Origin of the sequence: Vibrio crassostreae (assembly GCF_024347415.1) — a bacterium.
In the GTDB taxonomy this organism is placed as follows: domain Bacteria; phylum Pseudomonadota; class Gammaproteobacteria; order Enterobacterales; family Vibrionaceae; genus Vibrio; species Vibrio crassostreae.
Genome location: NZ_AP025477.1, coordinates 651,084 through 674,472, shown reverse-complemented (window position 1 = coordinate 674,472; position 23,389 = coordinate 651,084). Strand labels below are relative to the sequence as shown.

Annotated in this window: 17 protein-coding genes; 7 read left to right on the top strand and 10 right to left on the bottom strand. The window is 43.6% G+C overall.

Going from position 1 to position 23,389, the window contains the following annotated elements:
* Window positions 1–50: 50 nt before the first annotated feature.
* A complete protein-coding gene (locus tag OC193_RS18635) occupies window positions 51–2,732 on the top strand; it encodes a bifunctional acetate--CoA ligase family protein/GNAT family N-acetyltransferase (RefSeq protein WP_048660170.1) in 2,682 nt (893 codons plus the stop codon).
* On the opposite strand, the gene OC193_RS18630 is transcribed toward OC193_RS18635, so the two are convergent.
* Window positions 2,724–3,611 carry a LysR family transcriptional regulator gene (locus OC193_RS18630; protein WP_048664390.1) on the bottom strand — a complete coding sequence of 296 codons (888 nt, stop codon included), beginning with the start codon at window positions 3,609–3,611 and terminating at the stop codon, window positions 2,724–2,726. The genes OC193_RS18635 and OC193_RS18630 overlap by 9 nt on opposite strands.
* Before the next feature lie 224 nt (window positions 3,612–3,835).
* On the opposite strand from OC193_RS18630, the gene OC193_RS18625 reads away from it, so the two are divergent.
* Entirely contained in the window at window positions 3,836–5,983 is a 2,148-nt protein-coding gene (locus tag OC193_RS18625) for a TonB-dependent hemoglobin/transferrin/lactoferrin family receptor (RefSeq protein ID WP_048664391.1), read from the top strand.
* A 75-nt stretch (window positions 5,984–6,058) separates the two neighbouring features.
* On the opposite strand, the gene OC193_RS18620 is transcribed toward OC193_RS18625, so the two are convergent.
* The 6 genes from OC193_RS18620 to OC193_RS18595 all read right to left on the bottom strand — a co-directional run bounded on the left by OC193_RS18620 (window position 6,059) and on the right by OC193_RS18595 (window position 13,413).
* A complete protein-coding gene (locus OC193_RS18620) occupies window positions 6,059–6,901 on the bottom strand; it encodes an IS3 family transposase (protein WP_123961588.1) in 843 nt (280 codons plus the stop codon).
* Window positions 6,898–7,407: a helix-turn-helix domain-containing protein gene (locus OC193_RS18615; protein ID WP_261978623.1), complete on the bottom strand. Its 510-nt coding sequence runs from the start codon at window positions 7,405–7,407 to the stop codon at window positions 6,898–6,900. The genes OC193_RS18620 and OC193_RS18615 overlap by 4 nt, the downstream gene beginning before the upstream one ends.
* A 344-nt stretch (window positions 7,408–7,751) precedes the next feature.
* Entirely contained in the window at window positions 7,752–8,765 is a 1,014-nt protein-coding gene (galE, locus tag OC193_RS18610; RefSeq protein WP_048608318.1) for a UDP-glucose 4-epimerase GalE, read from the bottom strand.
* Between the two features lie 85 nt (window positions 8,766–8,850).
* The gene (locus tag OC193_RS18605; RefSeq protein WP_048661984.1) at window positions 8,851–10,824 is read right to left on the bottom strand and encodes a diguanylate cyclase domain-containing protein; all 1,974 of its coding nucleotides are present in this window, start codon (window positions 10,822–10,824) and stop codon (window positions 8,851–8,853) included.
* Complete coding sequence (locus OC193_RS18600) at window positions 10,824–11,360, bottom strand: YfiR family protein (protein ID WP_048608322.1); 537 nt, start codon at window positions 11,358–11,360, stop codon at window positions 10,824–10,826. Before OC193_RS18600 ends, OC193_RS18605 begins: the two co-directional genes overlap by 1 nt.
* Window positions 11,350–13,413: a TonB-dependent receptor plug domain-containing protein gene (locus tag OC193_RS18595; RefSeq protein WP_048661985.1), complete on the bottom strand. Its 2,064-nt coding sequence runs from the start codon at window positions 13,411–13,413 to the stop codon at window positions 11,350–11,352. Before OC193_RS18595 ends, OC193_RS18600 begins: the two co-directional genes overlap by 11 nt.
* A 170-nt stretch (window positions 13,414–13,583) precedes the next feature.
* Here OC193_RS18595 and OC193_RS18590 point away from each other — a divergent pair, with 170 nt between their 5' ends.
* The 3 genes from OC193_RS18590 to OC193_RS18580 all read left to right on the top strand — a co-directional run bounded on the left by OC193_RS18590 (window position 13,584) and on the right by OC193_RS18580 (window position 16,186).
* Window positions 13,584–14,327, top strand: a complete 744-nt coding sequence (locus tag OC193_RS18590; RefSeq protein WP_048660176.1) for a 5-oxoprolinase subunit PxpA — start codon at window positions 13,584–13,586, stop codon at window positions 14,325–14,327.
* A gap of 163 nt (window positions 14,328–14,490) precedes the next feature.
* Complete coding sequence (locus OC193_RS18585; protein WP_048660177.1) at window positions 14,491–15,243, top strand: 5-oxoprolinase subunit B family protein; 753 nt, start codon at window positions 14,491–14,493, stop codon at window positions 15,241–15,243.
* Window positions 15,236–16,186, top strand: a complete 951-nt coding sequence (locus OC193_RS18580) for a 5-oxoprolinase subunit C family protein (protein WP_048661986.1) — start codon at window positions 15,236–15,238, stop codon at window positions 16,184–16,186. The genes OC193_RS18585 and OC193_RS18580 overlap by 8 nt, the downstream gene beginning before the upstream one ends.
* Window positions 16,187–16,355: 169 nt before the next feature.
* Here the strand turns inward: OC193_RS18580 and OC193_RS18575 are convergent, their stop codons facing one another.
* The 3 genes from OC193_RS18575 to OC193_RS18565 form a co-directional block, all read right to left on the bottom strand.
* Window positions 16,356–17,810 carry an FAD-dependent oxidoreductase gene (locus tag OC193_RS18575; protein ID WP_048660179.1) on the bottom strand — a complete coding sequence of 485 codons (1,455 nt, stop codon included), beginning with the start codon at window positions 17,808–17,810 and terminating at the stop codon, window positions 16,356–16,358.
* Between the two features lie 533 nt (window positions 17,811–18,343).
* On the bottom strand, window positions 18,344–20,782 hold the full coding sequence (locus OC193_RS18570) for an ABC transporter permease (protein WP_048660180.1): 2,439 nt from the start codon (window positions 20,780–20,782) through the stop codon (window positions 18,344–18,346).
* A gap of 1 nt (window position 20,783) precedes the next feature.
* Window positions 20,784–21,458 (bottom strand): ABC transporter ATP-binding protein, encoded by a 675-nt coding sequence (locus OC193_RS18565; RefSeq protein WP_048661987.1) that lies wholly within the window; start codon window positions 21,456–21,458, stop codon window positions 20,784–20,786.
* Between OC193_RS18565 and OC193_RS18560 the strand changes: the two genes are divergently transcribed.
* Window positions 21,457–22,074 (top strand): arylesterase, encoded by a 618-nt coding sequence (locus tag OC193_RS18560; protein WP_048660182.1) that lies wholly within the window; start codon window positions 21,457–21,459, stop codon window positions 22,072–22,074. The two genes, OC193_RS18565 and OC193_RS18560, sit on opposite strands and share 2 nt — an antisense overlap.
* Before the next feature lie 81 nt (window positions 22,075–22,155).
* A complete protein-coding gene (fabV, locus tag OC193_RS18555) occupies window positions 22,156–23,355 on the top strand; it encodes an enoyl-ACP reductase FabV (RefSeq protein ID WP_048661988.1) in 1,200 nt (399 codons plus the stop codon).
* Window positions 23,356–23,389 lie beyond the last annotated feature (34 nt).

Sequence of the window (23,389 nt, the reverse complement as noted above, 5' to 3'; positions counted from 1 at the left end):
GAGTGCAAAGTAAGTTACGATGAACTTACGTTCATTGCTAGGATATGTCTATGAATCATCTTGATCCCCTACTTAAACCCCGTTCAATCGCTGTTGTTGGTGCTTCTCAACGAGAAACGCGTGCAGGGTATATCGTCATGAACAATTTGTTGCACGGGGATTTTAAAGGTGCAGTGATGCCAGTTACGCCAAAATATGACTCTGTGGCAGGCGTACTCTCTTATAAAAACATTTTGTCGCTACCGATCGTTCCTGACCTTGCCATTTTATGTACCAATGCGACCCGTAATGTCGCCATTTTTAAAGAACTAGCCGAGAAAGGTATAGCCTCTGTCATTGTGCTTTCTTCCGACATGCAGCAAGAAAGCGATAATGGTGAGACGTATGATGAACGATGCCTAGCGATTGCCAAAAAACACAACATTCGAGTGTTAGGTTCCAATAGTTTGGGAGTAATTGTCCCTTGGTTAAATTTAAACGCCTCATTCTCTCCTGTGACAGCATTACCCGGTAAGATCGCCTTTGTTTCTCAGTCTGCAGCTGTGTGTACCACGATTCTCGATTGGGCTAATGACAAAGAGATCGGTTTTTCGGCGTTTATCTCTATAGGTAATGGCAGTGACATCGAATTCTCGGAGTTATTGGATTATCTGAGTACCGATTCTCACACCGAAGCGATATTACTTTATGTAGACAGCATTACTGATGCGAGGCGCTTTATTTCTGCAGCGCGTGCGGCATCGCGCAACAGACGAATTCTAGTGCTAAAAGGCGGACGAACAGCGAAAGGGCGAGCGGCCGCAATGGCACACACCGGTGGTGCCGATACTTTAGATATTATCTACGATTCCGCGATTCGCCGTAGTGGTATGTTGCGAGTTAAGAACTTACATGAATTGTTTGCTGCGGTAGAGACACTGACTCATTCAGTACCATTGCGTGGTGAGCGTTTGGCTATTGTTACCAACGGTGGCGGCCCTGCGATTATGGCCGTGGATACGCTATTTGACCGCGGTGGCAAGCTCGCAGAGTTTTCACAAGAGACTCTTGATAAGTTGAACAAGGTGTTGCCATCTAGTTGGTCTCACAGCAATCCTATCGATATTGTTGGTGATGCTGGTGATCAGCGTTATATCGATACCATAAACATCTTACTCGATGGCGATGAAGCGGATGCGATTCTTATCATGCATAGCCCTTCTGCGATTGCACATTCCGCTAGAACGGCTGAACGAATTATTGAAGCGATTAAGAAGCACCCTCGCCACAAGCGCTTTAACATCCTGACGAATTGGTCTGGTGAGTTAACAGCTAGGCCAGCGCGAAAGCTGTTTACCGAAGCGGGTTTCCCGACCTATCGAACGCCTGAAAGCTCAGTGGTCGCATTCATGCACTTAGTCGAGTACAGACGAAACCAACGTCAGTTAATGGAAACGCCTACCACGGCAGAAAAAGTACATATTGAAGATCTAGCAGATGCGAAAAGTTGGATAGAACGACAACTACTGGATAAAGACACAGTTAGCCTTGATACTCACCAAAATAGCCAGTTTTTCAAGAGTTTTAACCTCGATGTGCTACCGACATGGATTGCTTCTGACCCAAGTGAAGCGGTACACATTGCAGAAACAATTGGTTATCCGGTTGCCGTAAAACTTCGTTCGCCAGACATTGCACACAAGTCAGACGTTCAAGGTGTGATGCTCAATTTACGAAACAGCAGTGAAGTTGCCAATGCTGCTCAGGCAATTCTCGATCGTTCTCAACTATCCTTCCCTACAGCTCACATCCACGGCTTGTTAATTCAAGGTATGGCCAAGCTCGCGGGTGGCCAAGAGCTACGAGTCAAAGTAACAACCGATGAAACCTTTGGCCCAATCATTTTACTTGGACAAGGTGGTTCGGAGTGGGATGAATCGATTGATGCGGCCGCTGCTTTCCCACCGCTCAACATGACACTGGCGCGCTACTTGATTATTCGAGCGATAAAAAGTGGCAAGATTCGCCTACAAAAGCTCCCTAACCCGATTGATATAGAGGGCCTTTCTGAATTATTGGTTCGTATATCGCAGATGGTCGTTGATTGCCCTGAAATACATGATTTAGATATCCATCCAGTACTGGCCAACGGAGACAAGTTCACGATCTTAGATGCCGATATCATATTGAAAGCTTACGAAGGAGACCCGCAAGAAAGGTTGGCCATTCGCCCTTACCCAGTCGAGCTTGAAGAACGTATCCAGCTAAAAGATGGAACCGAAGTGTTGTTACGCCCTATTCTGCCCGAAGATGAACCGCTCCATGCTGACTTTATTAATCGCGTATCTAAAGAGGATCTTTATAAACGTTTCTTTAGTGATGTCGGTGAGTTCAATCATGAAGCGTTGGCTAATTTTACTCAGATTGATTTCGATAGAGAGATCGCCTTTGTTGTGGTGCGTGAAGAACAAGGGGTTCCTGCAATCATCGGTGTATCGAGAGCGCTGATTAACCCAGAGAACACCGATGCCGAGTTTGCGATTCTGATACGTTCCGATCTGAAAGGTGTCGGCTTAGGTCGTATTCTGATGACGAAAGTTATCGATTACTGCCGAGCAAAGCAGACTAAACAGATGTCGGGTATGACGATGCCAACCAATAGAGGGATGCTGACACTAGCTCAAAAGCTCGGTTTTAAGCTAGATATCAGTTTTGAAGACGGTACTGCAGATATGGTGTTACCGTTACTTTAACGCCCATGTCTTTTTAAGATGTTGGATACACCAAGACTTGGCGTCGCCCATTTTGTTACGTCGCCAAGCCATGACGATATCGATCGGCTGTGGTTCTGTACCCGAAATCTGCTGTAGTACGCCAGATTCAATCAGCGGCTTAGCAATACTACTCGGCAAGGTGCCAATCCCTAATCCACTTGTCAGAGCTTCAACCTTTGCAGGGAAACTTGTCACGGTTAAACGAGGTTGCTTCTCTAGAATGTTTCGACTTAAAGCGGGTTGATCGCGTGCAGTATCTGCGATTGCAATTACCCTGTAACTTTCTCTAGCCTTTTGGTCAAACTCGCCAGAACGCTTGTGAACGTAGTGGTTTGATGCCGCGACCCATACCATTTCCATCTTGCCGATTACGTCACTTTTCATATCGTTCGGGATGGTGTCGAGTTTCGGGCAAACAAGCAGGTCAGCACGACCATCGGTGAGTGATTCCCAGCATCCAGCTAAGATCTCTTCTTGTAAGCGAACGCGTGTTTTGCTGATTTTCCCTAGTTCATCGACTAACGAGAAGAAATTAGCAATCGGAATAATGCCATCGAAAGCAATGGTTAAATCCAACTCCCAACCGTTAGCAAGAATACTCGCATCGTTAACGAGTTGTTCAGTGGCACCCAGAATGATCCTACCTTGCTCTAATATTAACCGCCCCGCTTCAGTGAAATTGGCGCGGTGTCCTGAGCGGTCGAAAATCATGATATCCAAGTCTTGTTCTAACTTCTGGATTTGATAACTCAATGAAGAAGGTGCTCGGTCCAGTTCATTCGCTGCAGCTGCGAAACTCCCACGACGATCAATGGCATCTAATATGTGTAATGCTTCAAGTGTTATTGGACTATGCATAGCTTTCCTACTTTATAAATGAGACTTGAATCACAAAAACAGAAGCATTCAGGTTATGAATGGAACTGTAAAAATCTTTTTAATACAGTCATTTAAGAGTGTTAATTATGAACTAGTTGATAAGATTGAAAATTATTTAAATGCAAATAATAGTAATTATCATTTAGATCCAATATTATCTTTCGCAAATCAAGATAATACTATGGAATTAAGGTAACTATCAGATGTATAAGCAATCCCTACTCTCTGCTTCAATCGTTTTAGCGCTTTCATCAACATCAGCCTTTGCTGAAGATTATGCCCTATTTGACGAGGTTGTTGTATCTTCGACTCGTACTAATCAAACACTTATCAATACAGCAGCTTCTGTTACTGTCATCTCGGATAAGCAAATTGAAGAAAATATGGCGAAAGATGTGAATGAAATCTTCGAATACACTCCGGGTGTAACGATGAACTCAAGCTCTCGCCAAGGTGCACAAACCATCAACATTCGTGGCATGGAAGGTAAACGCGTCAAGATCTTAGTAGATGGCTCGTCGCAACCAGGTTCATTTGATGGTGGCCCTTATGCATTTATCAACTCTAGCGGTATTTCAATCGATCCCGACATGTTAAAAAGCGTTGAAATCATCAAAGGCGCTGCTTCAAGTTTACACGGAAGTGACGCTATTGGTGGTGTTGTTGCTTTCGAAACTAAAGACCCTTCTGACTTCTTGAAAGATGGCGAAAACTTCGGTGGACAAGCGAAACTGTCTTACTCTTCAGAAGATAACTCGTTCAGTGAGCATGTTGCATTAGCTAATCGATTTGGTGATCTTGAAACATTGGTTGCCTACACGCGCCGTGACGGTGAAGAGCTTCAAAACTTCCGCGACTCGAATAACTTAGAAAATTACGCGGTAGAAGATCAAGACACATCAGCAGATAACCTATTGGTAAAACTGCAATATCAATTGAATGAAAGCCATCGTATCGAGTTTTTAGCTGAGCTAATCAAAGATACTTCAGACTCTGACATCTACCACTCAAGTTACGATAGCTATACTGGTGCTGATGACACAACACAAAATCGCTTCGCTATTAAGCACATTTGGTTCGCAGATGGCGCTATCGCTGACACAGTGACGAGCAAAGTGTCATACATTTCTAAGGAAGAAAATGGTGTGACGAAGCGCTTTAAGCCAGCGGGTCCAGGTATGCAACCTTGGGTGCCAGCCAACAACGATAACTTGCAAACCAAAGATTATGAATACACAGAAGATAAGCTTGAGATCGAAACGCAGTTAGATAAAGAGATTAACAACCATTACCTAGTTTACGGTGCGACATATACACATAGTGACATTAGCAATACAAACATGGAGTACAACTCTGATCCTGCTACTGATGACCAGCTTTATGTATACACTCCTGATGCTAAAGAGCAGAAATTTGGTCTGTTTGTACAAGACGAAATTAGCCTAATGAACGACAAACTTGTTGTTACTCCAGGTGTTCGATTTGACTACTTCTCAACGGATCCAGGCAACAATACGGCAGAATCGTTAACTGATTTCTCAGATTCCGCGGTGACTGGACGTTTAGGCTCAACATACAAACTTACTGATACAGGCACCATCTTTGGCCAAATTAGCCAAGGCTTTAGAGCCCCTTCTTTCGATGAACTGTACTACACGTATGACAACCCAGGACATGGTTACGTAAATGACCCAAACCCGGATCTTAAGTCTGAAACCAGTATCTCTTACGAGCTAGGTTACCGTCATAATACTCAGGCTTCTTCATCTGAAATTGCGGCTTATTACAGTGATTACGATGATTTCATTGAAACTGTGGTAACGAAGAAAGTTGGTGGTACCACACACTACTCTAACGTTAACTTAGATTCAGCAACAATTAAGGGTGTTGAATTCTCTAACACGTTACTTTGGGATGTTTTAGTGGGCGCACCTGCAGGTATTTCAACTCATTTCGTGGCGTCTTACACTGAAGGCGAAGACGGTAACGGAAATGCGCTAAACAGTGTGAATCCTTGGAATGCAGTATTTGGTCTTAACTATGATGCGCCAAACCAAAACTGGGGTACTAGCCTTAAGTTAAACTACACAGCTAGCAAGTCTGGTTCAGACATCAACTTCGAGGACGAAAGCGGCGGCAACGCTGATCAAGCTGAGCTTCCGAGTGCTACGGTTGTTGACCTGACAGCTTACTACAAGCCAATGAAAGATCTTACTATTCGTGGTGGTGTATTCAACTTAACTAACGAAGAGTACTACCGTTGGAACGACATTCGCGGCGATGATGAGCTTTATAAAGAGAACTCACAAGCGGAAAGAAACTACGGTATTTCAGCTAAATACGAATTCTAATTCGTTAAAAACCTGAATTGCAGATACTAAAAAGCCAGCTAAATTGAAGTGACCCCGTAAAGTTGGACATTTCTGTTAAGCGGCTTTCAAGGCCTGAGTTCGATATTCTATCGGAGTCAGGCCTTTTAGTTTCACTTTTATACGTTTGGTATTGTAGTACTCGATGTATTCTTTAATTTGCTCTATCAGAGCATCTGCATCTTCAAAGCTTTGGTTGTGATACATCTCTGTTTTGAGTAAAGCAAAAAAGTTTTCAGCAACCGCATTATCCAAGCAGTTACCTTTTCTCGACATGCTTTGCGTTAACCCACTCTCCGCTACCTTTTTCTGATACTGTCGATGGCGATATTGCCAACCTTGATCGCTGTGTATAATTGGCTTTGAGTTGGGTTTCAGCTTTGATATAGCCTCCGTCAGCATATCCGTGACAAGCGGCAAGCAGGCATTTTGGGCCACTCTATAAGCAACCACTTCCTGAGTAAACAAGTCGACAATGGGAGACAAGTATACTTTCTGCTCTTTGACTTTGAACTCCGTGACATCAGTTACCCACTTTTCGTCGGGTTGAGTCGCACTAAAATCTCTTTCAAGCACGTTGGGAGCTGCTGTTCCAGACTCTCCTCGGTATGAACGATACTTTTTAATCCTGACTGTCGATTTAAGGTTCAGCTGAGCCATAAGTCTTTGAACCGTTTTGTGATTAAGCACGACCCCCTGATTTTTTAGTTCCAAGTGAATACGGCGGTAGCCGTATCGACCCTTATGTTCATGATAAATTGACTTTATCAACCGCAGCTCACGTTCGTAGCTATTTGGGCGCTTGCTCGTTTGAGCCTGATAATAAAAGACACTTTTTGCCAGCTGTAGAGTGTGCAGTAAGTGCTTTAGTGGGTACTTGCCTTTAAGAGTTAGAGCTATGACCGCTTTTTCTTTGTTCGACGGTTTTTTTCCTGCTCCAACTCTTCCAACTTTTTTAGAACGGCATTCTCGGTTCGTAAGTAGACCAACTCCTCTTTTAGCTCCTCAAGCGTCATTTCATTATCAGGCTTAGTGGTACGTTGAGGTTGCTGTTTCATTGAGGGTCTTCCTTTCTGGCGCATTTTGAGCCCTTTGATACCCAGCTCATTAAATCGTTTGAGCCAGACAGAGAGTATCCCAGGGGATGAGAGGTTTAATACAGCGCTAGTGTGCGTGAGAGACCATTCATTCGTCCACATTAAATTCAATGCTTTTCGTTTTGTCTGAGCAGTAGCAGCATGCTTAGTTGGTAAAAATGAAGCAGTGCCGTGGATGGCAAACACTTGAGCCCAATACCGAATCTGTCTTGACGAAATTGAATATTGTTTGGCTAAGTAGAGAGATGACGTGCCATCTAAGTATTGCTTAGCAATGATACATTTTAGCTCTCGGCTATATTTGGACATAAAAAGACCCCCAATAATTGGTGTCCAACTATTGGGGGTCAGTTCAAATGCTGGCTTTTATTATTTCACTAAAAATTGTATCAAAAAGGGATAAAGTGAAATTACTTCTCTGCCATTTCTTTCTTAACCATTACTGCTGCAGCAATGATGAAAGTGATGATTAGACCTAGTTCCATGATTAACTCCAAAGAAAATTAACATTAAACATATAATTCGCGTGCATGATAACACAACAGATACAGAATGATACTTTTTAACCACTAATTTACTTTTTATTCGATTTAGATCAAAAAAGATGCCCTAAAGCATCTTTTTGTAAGTTAACTATTCATGAAACAACTAGATCAACCAGGGAAACCATCAGGATTGGTTGACTGCCAGCGCCATGTATCTTCAGTCATTTCAGTCAGTGTACGTGTAGCATTCCAGCCGAGTTCTTTCTGAGCTTTAGCAGGATCTGCCCAACATTCAGCGATGTCACCAGGACGACGCTCCACAAGCTTGTAAGGGATATCTTTACCGCTCGCTTTCTCAAACGCTTTAACCATGTCCAATACACTTGAACCGTTACCCGTACCAAGGTTGTAGATATGAAGACCGTCTTTGCGCCCTACTTTCTCAAGCGCTGCAATGTGACCATCAGATAGATCCATTACGTGGATGTAATCGCGAACGCCAGTTCCGTCTTTTGTTGGATAATCGCTACCAAACACAGATAGAAACTCACGGCGGCCAACAGCGACTTGAGATACAAATGGCATTAGGTTATTTGGAATACCTTGTGGATCCTCACCTAGCTCACCACTTGGGTGTGAACCTACTGGGTTAAAGTAACGCAGCAGTGTAATGCTCCAATCCGGATTGGCTTTTTGGAAATCGGTTAAGCACTCTTCAACCATTAATTTACTACGACCATATGGGTTGGTAGCGCTTGTTGGAAAGTCTTCAGTAATTGGAACACTTGCTGGATCGCCGTAGACTGTCGCTGAAGAGCTGAATACCAAGGTTTTTACACCCGCATCACGCATTGCATCAACAAGAACTAACGTGCCGTTTACGTTGTTATCGTAGTATTCAAGAGGCTTTTCCACAGACTCTCCGACGGCTTTTAGACCCGCAAAATGGATAACCGCTTCGATGTTGTGTTGCTTCATTGTTTCAGTCAAAAGCGCTTTATCACGAACGTCACCTTCAATGAAGTTGGGACGAACGCCCGATACTTTTTCGATACGTTCTAAAACGCTTGGTTTGCTGTTGTACAAGCTATCAAAAAGTACAGGCGTCATACCTGCGTTGATCATCTGGATACTTGTATGGCTACCAATGTAACCCATGCCACCTGTAACTAAAACATTCATGCTTAGCAGACCTTTTAATTAAAATTATTCAACCTATCACTTATGATACAACAACTTAGACAATGCCCACAAACGCCTGTGGCTATTAACTATCACGAGAGAACACAAATTGACCTTTTCCTTTGCGTTTCGCTTCGTACATCGCTTCATCGGCAACCTTTAGAATCACGTCGATATCACGCTCCAAACCGTCAACTAAGTGTATGCCCAAGCTCGCTCCAACATGAAGCGAACGCTGTTTATAATTCACTTCTTGCCCGATAAGCTCTAACAAACGTTCGGCTAGCTTCGCTAATAAGATTTTGTTTGTCTGCTTAATAATAAGTACAAATTCATCTCCCGACAAACGTGCAACCAAATCTCCCGCTCTTACCTGAGATAACAACCTGTTTGACACTTCTTTCAGGATTTCGTCACCTGCATCGTGTCCATAGTTGTCATTCACTTCTTTGAAGCCATCCAAATCCAAGTAGATAACCGCAAAATGCTGATTTGAATAGTGGCTCGACGTGACAACATCATCCATAACTTTATACAGTTGCGCTCTATTCGCTAACCCGGTTAATGCGTCGTGATGAGCTAAGTGTTCGAGTCTTTCCATCTCTTTAACGTTAGATAAATCAGACAGAGTTAACACCATATCAAACTCGTCTTTTTCGTTGTCTGAGGCAACTCTATTCACTTTGACAAACATAGGGACTAACGTGCCGGATGCGCTTTTCTCCCACACTTCGCCTTGCCACTGCCCATAATTTTCCAATGAGCTGCGAATAGTCGGCATGAGTGACGAAAACTGTTGCCAAGAAAATACTTCAAATGGTGTTTTGCCCACCAGCAGATCGGCGTGATACCCCAGTAGTTCAGTGACCGCTGGGTTTACCATGGTAATTACGTTGGACGAGTTAAGTACGATTAGGCCGTCTTTACTATTCTCAAAAACACCGGCCGCAATACGTTGGCGGCTCATTGCCGTTTCGATGTTCGTGACATCTTGAATTGCATAAAGGATACGGCCATGTTTTGACAATGAACGGCTACTCACTCGAAGCCAACGTTTAGATTGAAAGAGATCAGTGGTTTCCAGCAATTCGTCATTCAGTTCAATATTGGCGTTGATAACATCTTGTAAGAACCCAACTTGCTTGGTTACGATCAACTCTTGGATCAACAAGTGTTCAAGAAAGGCTTCCGAGCACTTAAAAATATCGCGAGTGGCTGCATTTGCATGAACGATGACCCCTTTTTCATCTACAACCAACAATGAGTGCTGAACGGTCTCAATGACCTCATTCGCGAACGACTTCTCTTCTTGGAGTTTATCCAGTGTAAAATTGATTTGGTTGTCCCGGTGTTGAAGCCTTTCAAGCATGGTATTAAAAGCTCGAACCAGCTCCCCAATCTCATCGCGGTTGGTTACGACTAATTTTGGCTGCTCTGATCGGCGTTCGATAAAGGCTTGCATCGCGTCATTGAGGTCAAACATCGGCTCGATAATCAAGCGTTGAACCAATTTGACCAGCACGCCGCCTAAGATCACCAGAAACAGAAGATAGACGGCTGCAACCTTGAAAATATTCGTTAAGATTGAATTAAACGTCTCTTTTGATATTGTCACTCTCAAGTTCGCGATAACAGCGTCATCCAGCGTCACAGGAACGAGCAAGAAGATGAAATGCTCAGAGATGGCAAATTGATGATCCGCGATATCGTCTAATTCATCTGCGTTCGGCCTTGGAACCAATGTGTTGTTCACTTGGTAGCTAGCAAATAGCTGTTCGTTAATGTCATAGAGTTTGACCCTGACAATATCTTTATCTGCAACGAAAGCTGACAAAATCTCTTGAGCCGAAGATTTGTCCTCAAATAGAATCGCGGCTTGTAGATTATAAGCAACACCTTGTGCTAACACTTTAACTCGCTGGATCAGGCTTTCTTTTTCTCTTTCAAACGTGACAGTGTAATTTACCGATTGAATTGTCACCAAAGTAACCGTGATGAAGATGATAATCGGTAATATCAACTTGTTTTTTATCGATATATTATTAATGAAAGACAGCATTATTGGTCCTCCACTATAGCGATTCGTAACAGGTTTGAGCCAATGACGTAGTCACCGCGCCTTGCATTCTCGAGATTGATCTTAGGTTTGAGCTTATTATCAATGTGAGTAAGCTCAATGACTCCACCTAAGTCTGTAAAGTTAGGGATATCACTGATTGTCACAGTATGTGGGGAGTGCTCTTGACTAAGGAATTGGTCATTTTTACGGTCAGACAAATACGTAATATCACACTTAGAAGTAATCGACTGTTGAACTTGGATAGCGAGCGAACGAATAGATTTCCCCTCTGTAATTGACGTCAGCACTTGGCTTACCTTTTCATCGCCAATCACACAAAAGTTCACAGCGTTCATTGAGCTTTCATCATTCCAACGTATAAAATTCGCAATTCTAAAAAGGTACACCGCTTTCACTTCATAAGGTTTGAAGCTAGCTGCCGAGGTATTCAAAGGCATAATAAGCATCGTTAAAGCGGCAAGGCCTAATTTAAAGAAACCGAGCTTAATGCGGTGCTTAAGCCATTTAGAATTCATGAGAGGTCCTCACATACACCGATTCTTGATTGACGCTTTTCTGAGATGTGAATTCAGCTTGATAGCCGTCACTCTTACCTATGTTTTCAACAACCACTTCAACTAAAGGCGCTGCGGACGACTTTTTCCATGCGAGACGCGCATCAAAGGTTATTTCATGTGGGTAAGACTGCGATTCATATTGAGTGCCATCGCCTGCTACCCAATAGTCTGGGTAATTCACATTAATGTACTGGCCAATCACATCGAATTGCCAACTTTCTGTGATATTCCACATCAACTGTGCCGTGGCTAAATGTTCATTATCAATATCGTAATAAACACTCGTTTGAGGACTAGATTTAGGGTCATCACCTTTGTTTTTTCCCTCTAATGTTGTGTAGGCATAGCTCAAGTAACTGGTAATATCTTGAGTGAGCTGATAGCTTGCGCCTAACTCCAAGCCATATGTTTTCGCTTTATAATCATCAGACAGCACACCGACATAGACATGATTCGCGGGGATATCATTTGGGTCATAACTGTGGAAGCGAAGGTTGTCATGTTCACTCAGATATATCGTCGCATCGAGTTCGAAATTTGAATTGTTTGAGTAGCGATAACCCATTTCCGCCGTTACGACGCTCTCTGTTTCCAAGTCAGAATTCGATTTATAGACATCAAGGTAGCTGTCGTTAGAATCAGCATAGTAACTGTTGAAGTAATATGTGGAGTTTGAATCCATATAAGAAGGAGCAACCACCGCACGACTCAAGCCAGCCCAAACAGAATGGCGTTGATTTAGCTGATATAAACCGCGTAGTTGAGGTGAAAGTTCTGTCGAGTCATTCTGTGTAAAGTGTTCTGCCTTGAAGCCAAGAGTTATCGATAGCGCTTCTGTCATTTGAATTTGAGACTGTACAAATGCGTTCGCAATATAATCGTTAGCAGATTGGATATTGTAGGCTCTACCGTAGTAATCGGGATTGTACCAATCCACGTCCGAAACTTGGCTAGAGGAGAAATCAAGGTACATATATCGCAGGCCACCCCCGAGTGTTAGCTGATGGTTTGCCGATAGTTGGTTGATATAAGTAGAGTCAAAATCGATGGTCGAATAGCTTCCCGGAGCGTCTGGCGCGTTATCCTCATTATATTCACCCCATAACGAATATGAGAGTGTCGAACTTTCATCAAAATGGCGAGAATCGTTGAACTGGATATAAACAGATTGGCTTTTATTATCAAAATCGTTGGCTTGTGATCCGACAAACGATCCTGAATTATCATATTGGAACGTATACAACTCCGACTCATAAAAGCTTTTCTCACCACCAATACGTAATGACCAACTTTCTTCAGCATTACTTGGCTGAAATACCATCCCTGCCGTTTGTGCTTTCCATTTTTCAGATTCGTTTGTGCGATATGTGGGTTCTTCTCGGTACTTATAAAAGGCACGAGCATTCACACTGTCGTTGAGGCTTAATCCCTGACGAACACTAAATTCATAGTTATCAGTATTAGAAGCGACACCTGAGAGATAAGTCCCCTGCGTATCATTGGCAGACTTAGTAATGATATTGACAACACCATTAACCGCGTTGCCTCCCCAAATTGTTCCGCCGGGACCTTTTAGTACTTCGATGCGTTCGATGTCGGCAAGTACATAATCAACGTCGCTCCAATACGTACCGCCATAGACTGGGCTAAACAAGCTTCGTCCATCCATCATCACGAGCATCTTGTTATACAGCCCATCATGAAAACCACGGGCAGAAACAAACCATGAGGTTTCGTTAAACTTAGTTACTTTGAGTCCAGGGACAAGCGTTAGGACTTCCGCAATGGTTTTTGCCCCACTGCGCTGAATTCGCTCATTAGAAAGCACATACACCGACGAGGGAATGTCAGTGAGTTTTTGTGTCACTTTCGAAGCCGTTTCCATTTCGACATCTAACATCGACAGCTCTTCAAGACTCATCGACATGAGTTGGTCTAGAGAGTTTTCTTGAGCATAGACAAAAACAGGTGTCGTTAATGCTAGTCCTAAGCAAACCTGGCGGGATATCATGTGCTCACCTAATATACAGATAGATATTAATCCTTTAATCAATAGCTCAACTATATATGAAATGCCATACTGGTAAATTTACGGTATCGAAAGTATGAGTTAGGTCACTGTTTATTTATGGTATTTATAAGACCGTCATTACTTACCTCAACGTAAAGGATTAGCACCACGTGACAACGAAGATTTTGCTTAATTGCGACATGGGAGAAAGTTTCGGCAATTGGAAGATGGGCGATGATGAGTCGGTCATGGAATGGGTCGATATGGCAAACATCGCTTGTGGTTTTCACGCGTCTGATCCACACGTTATGTCCAAGACGATAAAACTGGCTCAGCACTACCACACTCAAATTGGTGCTCATCCCGGTTATCAAGATTTAGTTGGTTTTGGACGCCGCTCCATTCCACACACTATGGATGAAATCAGTGAGCTGGTTTGCTATCAAGTCGGTGCACTACAAGCTCTATGTCGCTATCACCACACCTCTGTTGGCTATGTAAAACCTCATGGCGCCCTTTATAACGATATGATGGCGAACATTGATGTGTTTAATGCGGTAGCCCAAGCAGTCGCTGAATTTAACATCCCCTTGATGATCCTCTCTTCATCAGACAATCAACAGTATTTGGATATTGCTGACGATCATGACTTGCCTCTCTTGTTTGAAGCGTTTGCCGACCGTGCCTATTTGAACAACGGGCAACTAGCACCACGTACTCAAAAAGGCTCGGTTTACGTCAATCAAGACGATATCTATAACCAAGTCATGCAAATCATTAACTATGGCTCAGTCACGACTTTAGAGGGCGAAAGACTGCCTATTGAAGCCGATACCATCTGTGTTCATGGCGATAACCCTCAATCTATTGCATTAATTAGAAAAATTAGACAAGACCTCAACGCTTTTAATTAGTATGAAGCGTGTGATTGGTATGACGCATGGCCTGTTCGTTCGCCTAACCAAGCACCTAATCAATCGCTCGTAAGATTCAATTGCTTTGTATTGGTTTATTCGCGGAAGTGAGACATGCCAAGTAAGCAAACAAAGGGCAAACAAACAAACGTATGGAAACGAAATGACGACGAATAAGATTGAATTCAATATAGCGCCAGTCGCGGAATGCAGCGTTTTGGTGACTTTGACGCTATCGCCTTCAAATAATCAATCTAGCGCTGAATATGTGCAGTATATGGCTCACTTTTCCGATGCCATTCGCCAAAATTTAGCATCGGTGTTGATGAATGTGACGCCGGCTTACCAAACAATATTGGTCGATTACCTACCTTATCGAATATCAGAACAGCAGCTCATTGAACAACTCAATAATTTGATGAATCACGCTCTATCGTCCTTTTCTAGTGTTAGTAAAACTCGTAATACGATTGAGCTTCCTGCCTATTATTCACCAGAAACGGCGCTCGATTTAGACAGGTATCAAGACAAAGGCTTATCGCTGGTCGATATTATTCAATATCACACCTCACAGACATACAGCGTCACTGCTATTGGGTTTATGCCTGGCTTTGCGTTTATGTCTGATGTGGTTAATGAGCTTGCTTTGCCCCGTCACTCTACACCCCGTTTAAATGTGCCCAAAGGCAGTATCGCCATCGCGGATACTAAAACAGCTGTGTACCCTTCGGACTCGCCGGGTGGCTGGAATATTATTGGTAATTGCCCGCTTCCGTTGTTCGATCATAGCCAATTGAAGAACGCCGATATTACTCAAAGACCATTGTCTCTGCTTAATGTTGGTGACACCGTTCGTTTCATCGCGATTTCAAAACAAGAATTTGCAGATTTGGGTGGAGGCATCGTAAATGGCTAAGACAAACGCTAGACCAACACTGACCGTGATTAAGCCCGGTCCGTTGAGTTTGATACAAGACTTCGGGCGATTTGGTGTTGCTCATCTAGGATTAACGCAAGGTGGACCGGTTGATGATTACTCTTATAGCTGGGCCAATCACCTATTGGGCAACCCAGTAAACCAAGCGGCGTTGGAAATCACGCTTGGGCAATGCTCGTTACGAATTGATTTTGATTGCGAGATGGCTTTATGCGGGGGAGATTTACAAGCGAAACTTGATGGTAAACCACAGGCTAACTGGCGCACTTTTCAAGCTTTTAAGGGGCAAGTCCTCTCATTTGGTTTACCTAAAAATGGTTTAAGGGCGTATTTAGCCATTAAAGGCGGCTTTGATGTTCCATCAACTCTTCATAGCTGCTCTACGGTGACTCGTGAAAAGATTGGTGGATTAATGCAAGATGGAGAGTCATGCCAGCAAGGTCAACAAATAGCATTTACCCAACACCCACTTTCTCGTCCATTCAAAGCGTTGAGTGTTACCTTCAGATACACGCCTAATTACAACCTGCCCGTGAACCTACGAGTTATTGAAGGCTATCAAAGCGAGCTATTCTCCGATTCAGCAAGAGAGACTTTGTATAACGCGCAGTATCATGTTGATCAAAATTCTAATCGGATGGGTTATCGACTCAGTGGCGACCCCGTCGAATCGCCTGACATTTCGCTGTTGTCAGAAGGCATTGCCTTAGGTGCAATTCAAATCCCTCAAGATGGACAACCTATCGTGTTGCTTAATGACAGACAGACCATAGGTGGTTACCCGAAGATTGGATGTATCGCCAGAATCGATTTACCGCGCTTGGCACAAGCCAAACCGGGACATGAGATATCGTTCAGCAAAGGCGATCGCTTAGGCTTGCAAGATGTTTGGTGCCAATGGGCTCAGTTTTTCGGCTATTAGTTTTTGCTATGTGTTATATGCTAATTGTTATGTAGCTAAGAATAATTAGCTAGGAAGATGTAGTTTAGATGAGTCTCGGTATCTAAGCTGGCGTTTGAATGAAGAATCGGCTTATCTATTACGGTAAGCCGAATTGGAGAAGTTAAGCGCAGTCGATGATGATTGGCTATTAAGCGTGATCTTGGCCTGACACTTTTGCAAGCGCTTCTGGGTATCCGCGTTCTTTGGTCAAATCTATTGCTCGGTTCTCAATATCATTTAGATTAAGTGACATTGTCACTGAGTGCATATCTTCAATAGATACCGCCTCTGATACATCAAACCATTGCTCAGCAACCTTTTGTGCCGCTTCTAATGTTGAAGAAGCTTTCACTACTTCAAGTCGAGCATAGCGTTCACCACAGAATGAGACGTCTGAAGCTCTTAAGCTAGGATCCGTTCCTGGTATTTGCTGCGCTCCAAACAAAGGCTTGCCACCTACCTGTGCAGAGCTGAAACTTGGGATGAACTGAGACATATGCGTTATTGCCGCGCGAGTTCTTAATTCAAGCTGCTCTTCACTCCAACCCGATACAATTTTCTTAAGCAACTTCGAAGGCAACTGTGGCTGTGACGAGTCTGTTGATGATGAAACAAGCCCTCCCTCAAACAAAGTAATCCCTTCTGTCATACCATGAAGTTGGAATACACCATCAGCATACGGCGTTAATTGGGCCATACCTTGCGGAGTGCCTCTCGGACCATGGAAGATAACCTCTGGCCACTCTTCCTTGCATTCTTGTGAATACGGCCACTCTGTAACGTATGCGGCTTTAAACTCAACCAGTCTTTGCTGCTTAGAGCCAACAAAGTCGTCCACAATACCTGTTTCAAATCCACTGGCATTGATCAAGTAATCGGTCGTTAGTTGGCAGCTTTGGTTTTCGGCATCGGTATAAGTCAAAGACCAACCTTGACCTGTCGACTCAACAGATTGTAATCGGCTATTGGTTAACACGGTACAGTTAGCTTGTTGCCCTAAAGACAGTTGAGCGGTCGCAGATAAGCGGAATACGCTCCAACCATACTCTTGAACCATAGCAACAGGATACTTAAGGGTCTCTAAATCCGTATGTTTGGCAAAAGGAATACACCAATCATCAAGCGATGTTGGTTTCAGAGGCTGAGTTTTTGTAGAAAGTGCTAGTAAGTCTTCTTTGCTGTACAGCTTGTAATACTCTTCCGGATCACCAAGCACTTGGTTGCTCTTATCTTGTTTAACAAGTTCGGCATAAGCGCTCTTGATTATCTTAAGGCGAGGAAGCAGATCCAACGGCTCTCCACCATCACTGTGCGGAACGGCTATGATTGTCGGGCGGATATTGATCGTATGAGGAAATAAGCGGACAGTATCAATTGACTGCGTGAGCAACTGGAGACACTGCTCTACAGAAATATCTCGATACAAATTGCCGCCAGCGTGTAGGTGGCAAATTGGTGGACCATTAACCAAACTCGGCCCTTTTTCCAAGATAGTGACCTTAAAACCCAACTCACTAAAGTGAATCGCGCTTGTTGTTCCGGCAATACCACCACCAACAATGGCAATAGAAGGTTGATTTGTATCCGTTTTGTTGTGGTTCATCGTGTTCTGTAGAATAAGATTAACTGCCGCTATTCTACTTTTGTTCTGCGATGAATTAAAACACATTTTTATCAAGGTCTTAGATAGGCGGGATTTAATATCTATGTAAAAAACATAAATAATCTCTTGACTCAATAACTCCAGATAGAGTTTTAAAGGTTATTCTAACAGTCAAATTTGTCCTAAGTGACGCCACATAAAGGCTGCCTCAGTACTCTTAAAACATAGATGTTAACTTATCCCTAAAGTTATCCACCGTTTTTGTGGATAACTGTTGATAACGTTCTTGCTAAGTTGCGCAAACCCTTTGTTTACAGGGACTAACCGCTGTTCATTAAATCGGCATTATTGTGCAATTAGTTTTAAAAAATACTAAAAAGTTGGGAAATTAAGGTGAGATATTTGCCAGTTGTGCTATGTATTGCTCAAATAAAAAACGGTCTAAAGCGACGTCTTATAAATAGTGCATGACTAAATATAAATAATTTCACTTTTAGACCGTTTTAAAGCATTTGGTTAGATCACGCTAACGACTAACCAAAATCCTTGTTTACTGGTGCCAACAAGCGTTTGATTAAGCTATTCACTACCGCGGCCAATGTGATGAACGTTAGCACAGGTAGCGCTATCCACAGCATCGGGTGAAGTGAAGGTTGTAACTCAAAGCCAAAGTTCATAACGCCTGCTACGCTGAGCTCAGAACCGAGTGCTGCAATTGAGCCTGCGACTAACGCCATTAACCCGTACTCACACCAAATAGTATTGAGAATTCGCTTCTTACTCGCGCCTAATGTTCGATACAAGCGTATCTCTTGTTGTCTTTGAGATAAGCTTAATCGTAATAGAGTGAAGATAAGCAACAGCCCCGCCACCACACCTAACGCCGCAAGTACAGTAATCGACCAAACAATCTGTTTGAGCAGTTCTTGTATCTTGCTACCCATCTTACGAATATCCATCAAACTCACGGTTGGGTGATTGCGAGAGAGTTCGTTGAGCATTTGATTATGTTGTTCTTCTAATCTGAAGCTCACTAGCCAAGTAGAAGGAATTGAACTCAAGACATCTGGAGTAAAGATGAAATAGAAGTTCGGCTTCATTTCACGCCACTCGACTTTACGGATGCTATTCACCTGGGCAGAGACATTCTGGCTGTTGATTGTGAACGAAAGCTCATCGCCAATCTTTAGACCCAACTGCTCCGCGACATCCGATTCCACCGATACGCCATGCTCCTGGGTCCAACTGCCTTCTAACACTTCATTGTACTCAGGTAAGCTATCTCCCCAAGTGAAGTTGATCTCGCGACTTAGTGCGTCTGTTTCTCCTGAGGTATCGCTGTATTCCGACGCTTCAACACCGTTGATAGTCGTCAATCTTCCTCGGATAATTGGAAACGCCTGAGTACGCTCTACTTGGTTTGCATCAATCGTCTCGAGATAACTGTCTTTTTCATAGCTTGCAATGTTAAGTGCAAACGCATTGGGCGCGTTCTCGGGCAAGGTTTGTTGCCAATCTGACAGTAAATCACTTCTGACCAACCAGATGATAGACAACAACATCAGTGACAGTGCCAAAGAGCCAAATTGAATTCCAGTTGCTAATGGTGTGCGATTAATTCGGCTTAGTGCCAAACGCATAGATGTCGACGTCGGCAGCTTACCAACTAAGCGCAAAACAAGCGTACTCACAATTGCGAGTACTAAGAACAGGCAAGCGATACCAGCTAGAACTATCCATACCAATAGATTGTCGCCATACATCAGCATCATTGGAATAATCGGTACCAGTAACAACAAGTATTTCTTATAGCTTTCATTTGACTGGTGACTTGATTGAATAACACTGATTGCTGAGGTGTTGACCAAGCCAATTAACGGGATACCAAGAGCAGGAACACCAATTAAGATACTTGATAAAATCGCCAAGATAGCAGGTTCAATACCATAGCTAGGAAGCGGCGTTGGTAATAAGTCACCCAGAGGTATACGAAGCAAAAACTCTAAGCCGATACCTATGGTAATTCCCAGTACTGCACCGATAACCACTAACAGAGAGACCTGTACAGACAACCATTTAACGATCCACTGCTTGCTTGCACCTAAACTCTTAAGCATCGCGATGGTTTTACGACGACTCGCCACATAATGTTGGCACGTGAGTACCAAAGTGGTCGCAGCCATGATCACAACGATAGCAACGGTTAGCGAAAGATATTGAGTCGTGCTTTCGAACATGTCGTTAGTACGGCTCGCAGAATCTTGAGTACGCCAGCGGTCACTCGGGGTTAATTCTACGCTGTCTTGCGCGGCTTTCAGTTTTGAATCATCACCGTTCAAGAACAGCCTGAAACTCACACGGCTTCCCGGTTGAATGGCACCAGTCGCATCGATATCGCTTTTGTGTATCAATACAGCTGGCATTTGCTGGAATGGGTTAAAGCTCAAGCCCGGTTCTTGAGTGATACGCCCTGTTATCGTTAAATCGGCATCGCCAATAGTGACATTGTCACCAATGTCTACTTCTAACTGCGCAAATATACGCTCGTCTAGCCAAAGTTCACCCGGCTCAACATGGTTACTTAATGCTTTATCAACGCCCTCTAAGATCATTTCGCCACGTAATGGGTAATTACTTTCAACCGCTTTCACCGTCACTAACTGCATCGAGTTGTCACTGAATGCCATGGTTGAAAAACGGGTTAGTTGGGAGCTTTCTAGTTGCTCAACTTGAGTGAGGTCTAACAAGGGTTGCGGAATTGGGTTTGCTGATATGAACACGCTATCGGCAGTAAGTGCATCTTTGCCCTGCTTAACAATTACCTGCTCCATACGTTCTGCCAACGCCGACAATGCAAACACACAAGCAATAATAAGCGTTAAAGCGATTGAAACTGGCCACAACTGACCGTGTCGAATCTCTTCAATACTCCATGAAAAAAGGCGTTTATTCAGTCCGTTTGATGAATTCAATTTAGACTTCCTCTATCTGACCGACATGCATCTTAAGTGTTCTTTGGCAACGTTGTGCAAGCTTAGGATCGTGTGTCACCAAAACCAACGTGGTGCCGTGAGATGAGTTCAATTCAAACAACAACTCAACAATCTTGGCAGCCGTTTGCTGGTCTAGGTTACCTGTGGGTTCATCAGCAAAAAGGATTCTTGGCTTGATCATAAATGCGCGCGCCAACGCGACCCTTTGTTGCTCACCACCAGATAATTGGGACGGCAAGTGATCAAGCCTGTCTTTCAAGCCTACGGATTCAAGCAAAGCAGTCGCGCGTTCGATGTCTTCGTTTTCTCCTTTCAACAAACAAGGCAGCGTGACATTTTGTAGTGCAGAAAGGCTTGGGATTAATAAGAAGCTTTGAAATACAAACCCAACCGATTCACTGCGGATCTTAGCCCTTGCCTCATCATCAAGCTGTGAAAGTGGCTGCCCTAATAAACTGATTTCACCTTTCGTTGGTACGTCAAGACCAGCTAGCAGCGTCATTAGGGTCGACTTACCTGCACCAGACGTGCCGACAATCGCGACGGTTTCGCCTTCACGAATATCGATATCGACGTGCTCTAGGATTGTTAAATGTTCTTGATTAGTAGACACTGTCTTCGAAACAGCTTCTGCTTTAATGATGGATGTATGCATGACTCGACTAATTTCCTTTTTATTCTTTATTTTATTTTCAACCGCTTCTTTGGCTCAAGATACCGAGTTAGATTCTAAGCTACTGGTCCTTGGTGATAGCTTGAGTGCTGGTTACAACATGGACATCAAACAGAGTTGGCCAAGCCTGTTACCAGACGCATTAGCAAAGCATCACAAAACAGTCACCGTGGTTAACGGAAGTATTTCGGGTGACACAACTGGCAATGGTTTGGCTCGCCTACCACAATTGCTTGAAGAACACGCTCCAGACACTGTTCTTATTGAACTTGGTGCGAATGATGGACTTCGTGGATTCCCACCGAAGCTGATGTCTGCAAATCTAGATCAAATCATTGAGCAGATAAAAGCTGCGGGCGCGAAACCTATAATGATGCAGATTAGAATCCCACCGAATTACGGAAAGCGTTACAACCAGCAGTTTGAATACGTTTTTGCAGCGCTTGCTGATCAACAAAACGTGCCACTTTTGCCATTTTTCCTTGAGCACATCATCCTTAAACCTGAGTGGATGATGAACGATGGACTGCATCCAAAACCAGAAGCTCAACCTTGGATTGCTGAATTCGTCGCCGAAGAATTATATCAGTATCTTTAAGTTTTAATGGTCTAGCTCAATAAATTTTACACAGCTTTACGTTAGCCTGAGTGCATATCACCGTTAACTGTAAGGTTATTTATGCTGATCGAACCTGTTATCAAGGGTGTGGTAGCCAAAAGCGCTCACCCTATTGGCTGTCAAGAAGCCGTAAAGCAACAAATCAAGTTTGTTAAGAGTGCGCCGCAAATCAAAGATGGCCCTAAACGCGTACTGATTATCGGCGCTTCCTCAGGCTTTGGCCTTGCCGCTCGTATTGCCCTTACCTTTGGCGGCGCAAAAGCTGACACTATCGGCGTCTCATTCGAGCGCGGTCCAAACGAAAAATCCCTAGGTAGTGCTGGTTGGTACAACAACATCTACTTCAAAAAAGAAGCAGAACGAGAGCAATGCACTGCTATCAATATCGTTGGCGATGCATTTTCGCAAGAAACACGTTCACAAGTTGTTGAAGCCATTGAAACCTACTTTGAAGGTGAAGTGGACCTGATTATCTATAGCTTGGCTGCGGGCGTTCGTCCTAAACCAGATTCCGATGAGTTTTGGCGCTCTGCCATCAAGCCTATTGGTGAAAGCGTAACTGGCGCGACGATTTCTCTGGAGCACGACAATTGGGTGACCAACACACTTGATGCTGCAACGGAAGAAGAAGCCGAAAGCACACTCAAAGTGATGGGCGGCGAAGATTGGGAACAATGGATAGATGAGCTTATCAACGCTGAATCTATCGCCCCGGGTTGTAAGACAATCGCGTTTTCTTATGTTGGTCCAGAAGTCACACACCCTATCTATTTAGACGGGACATTGGGGCGAGCTAAGATCGACCTTCACCAAACCAGCCACGCACTTAACTTAGAGTTAGCTAACTTTGATGGCAACGCTTACGCGACTGTCTGTAAAGCCCTAGTCACTAAAGCGAGCGTTTTCATCCCGGGACTCAGCCCTTATCTACTTGCTTTGTACAAAGTTATGAAAGAGAAAGAGACCCACGAAGGTTGTATTGAACAGATGCAGCGCTTGTTTAGCTGCAAACTGTATGGACAAACCAAAGTGCCACTTGATGGTGAACGTCTGATTCGTATGGATGACTGGGAATTAGACCCTGAAACCCAAGCACACGTCACAGAGCTGTTAGAAAAGATGGATGAGAACAACTTCAAAATGTTAGGCGATTACCAAGGGTTTAAAGAGGAGTTTCTGCAGTTAAATGGGTTTGCTCAACCTTCGGTAGACTATAATCAGAAACTTAATACTGAAGATTTTATAGAATTAAAGCCTTAATCGAAACTTATCTCATTACTGAGACCCAGATTCA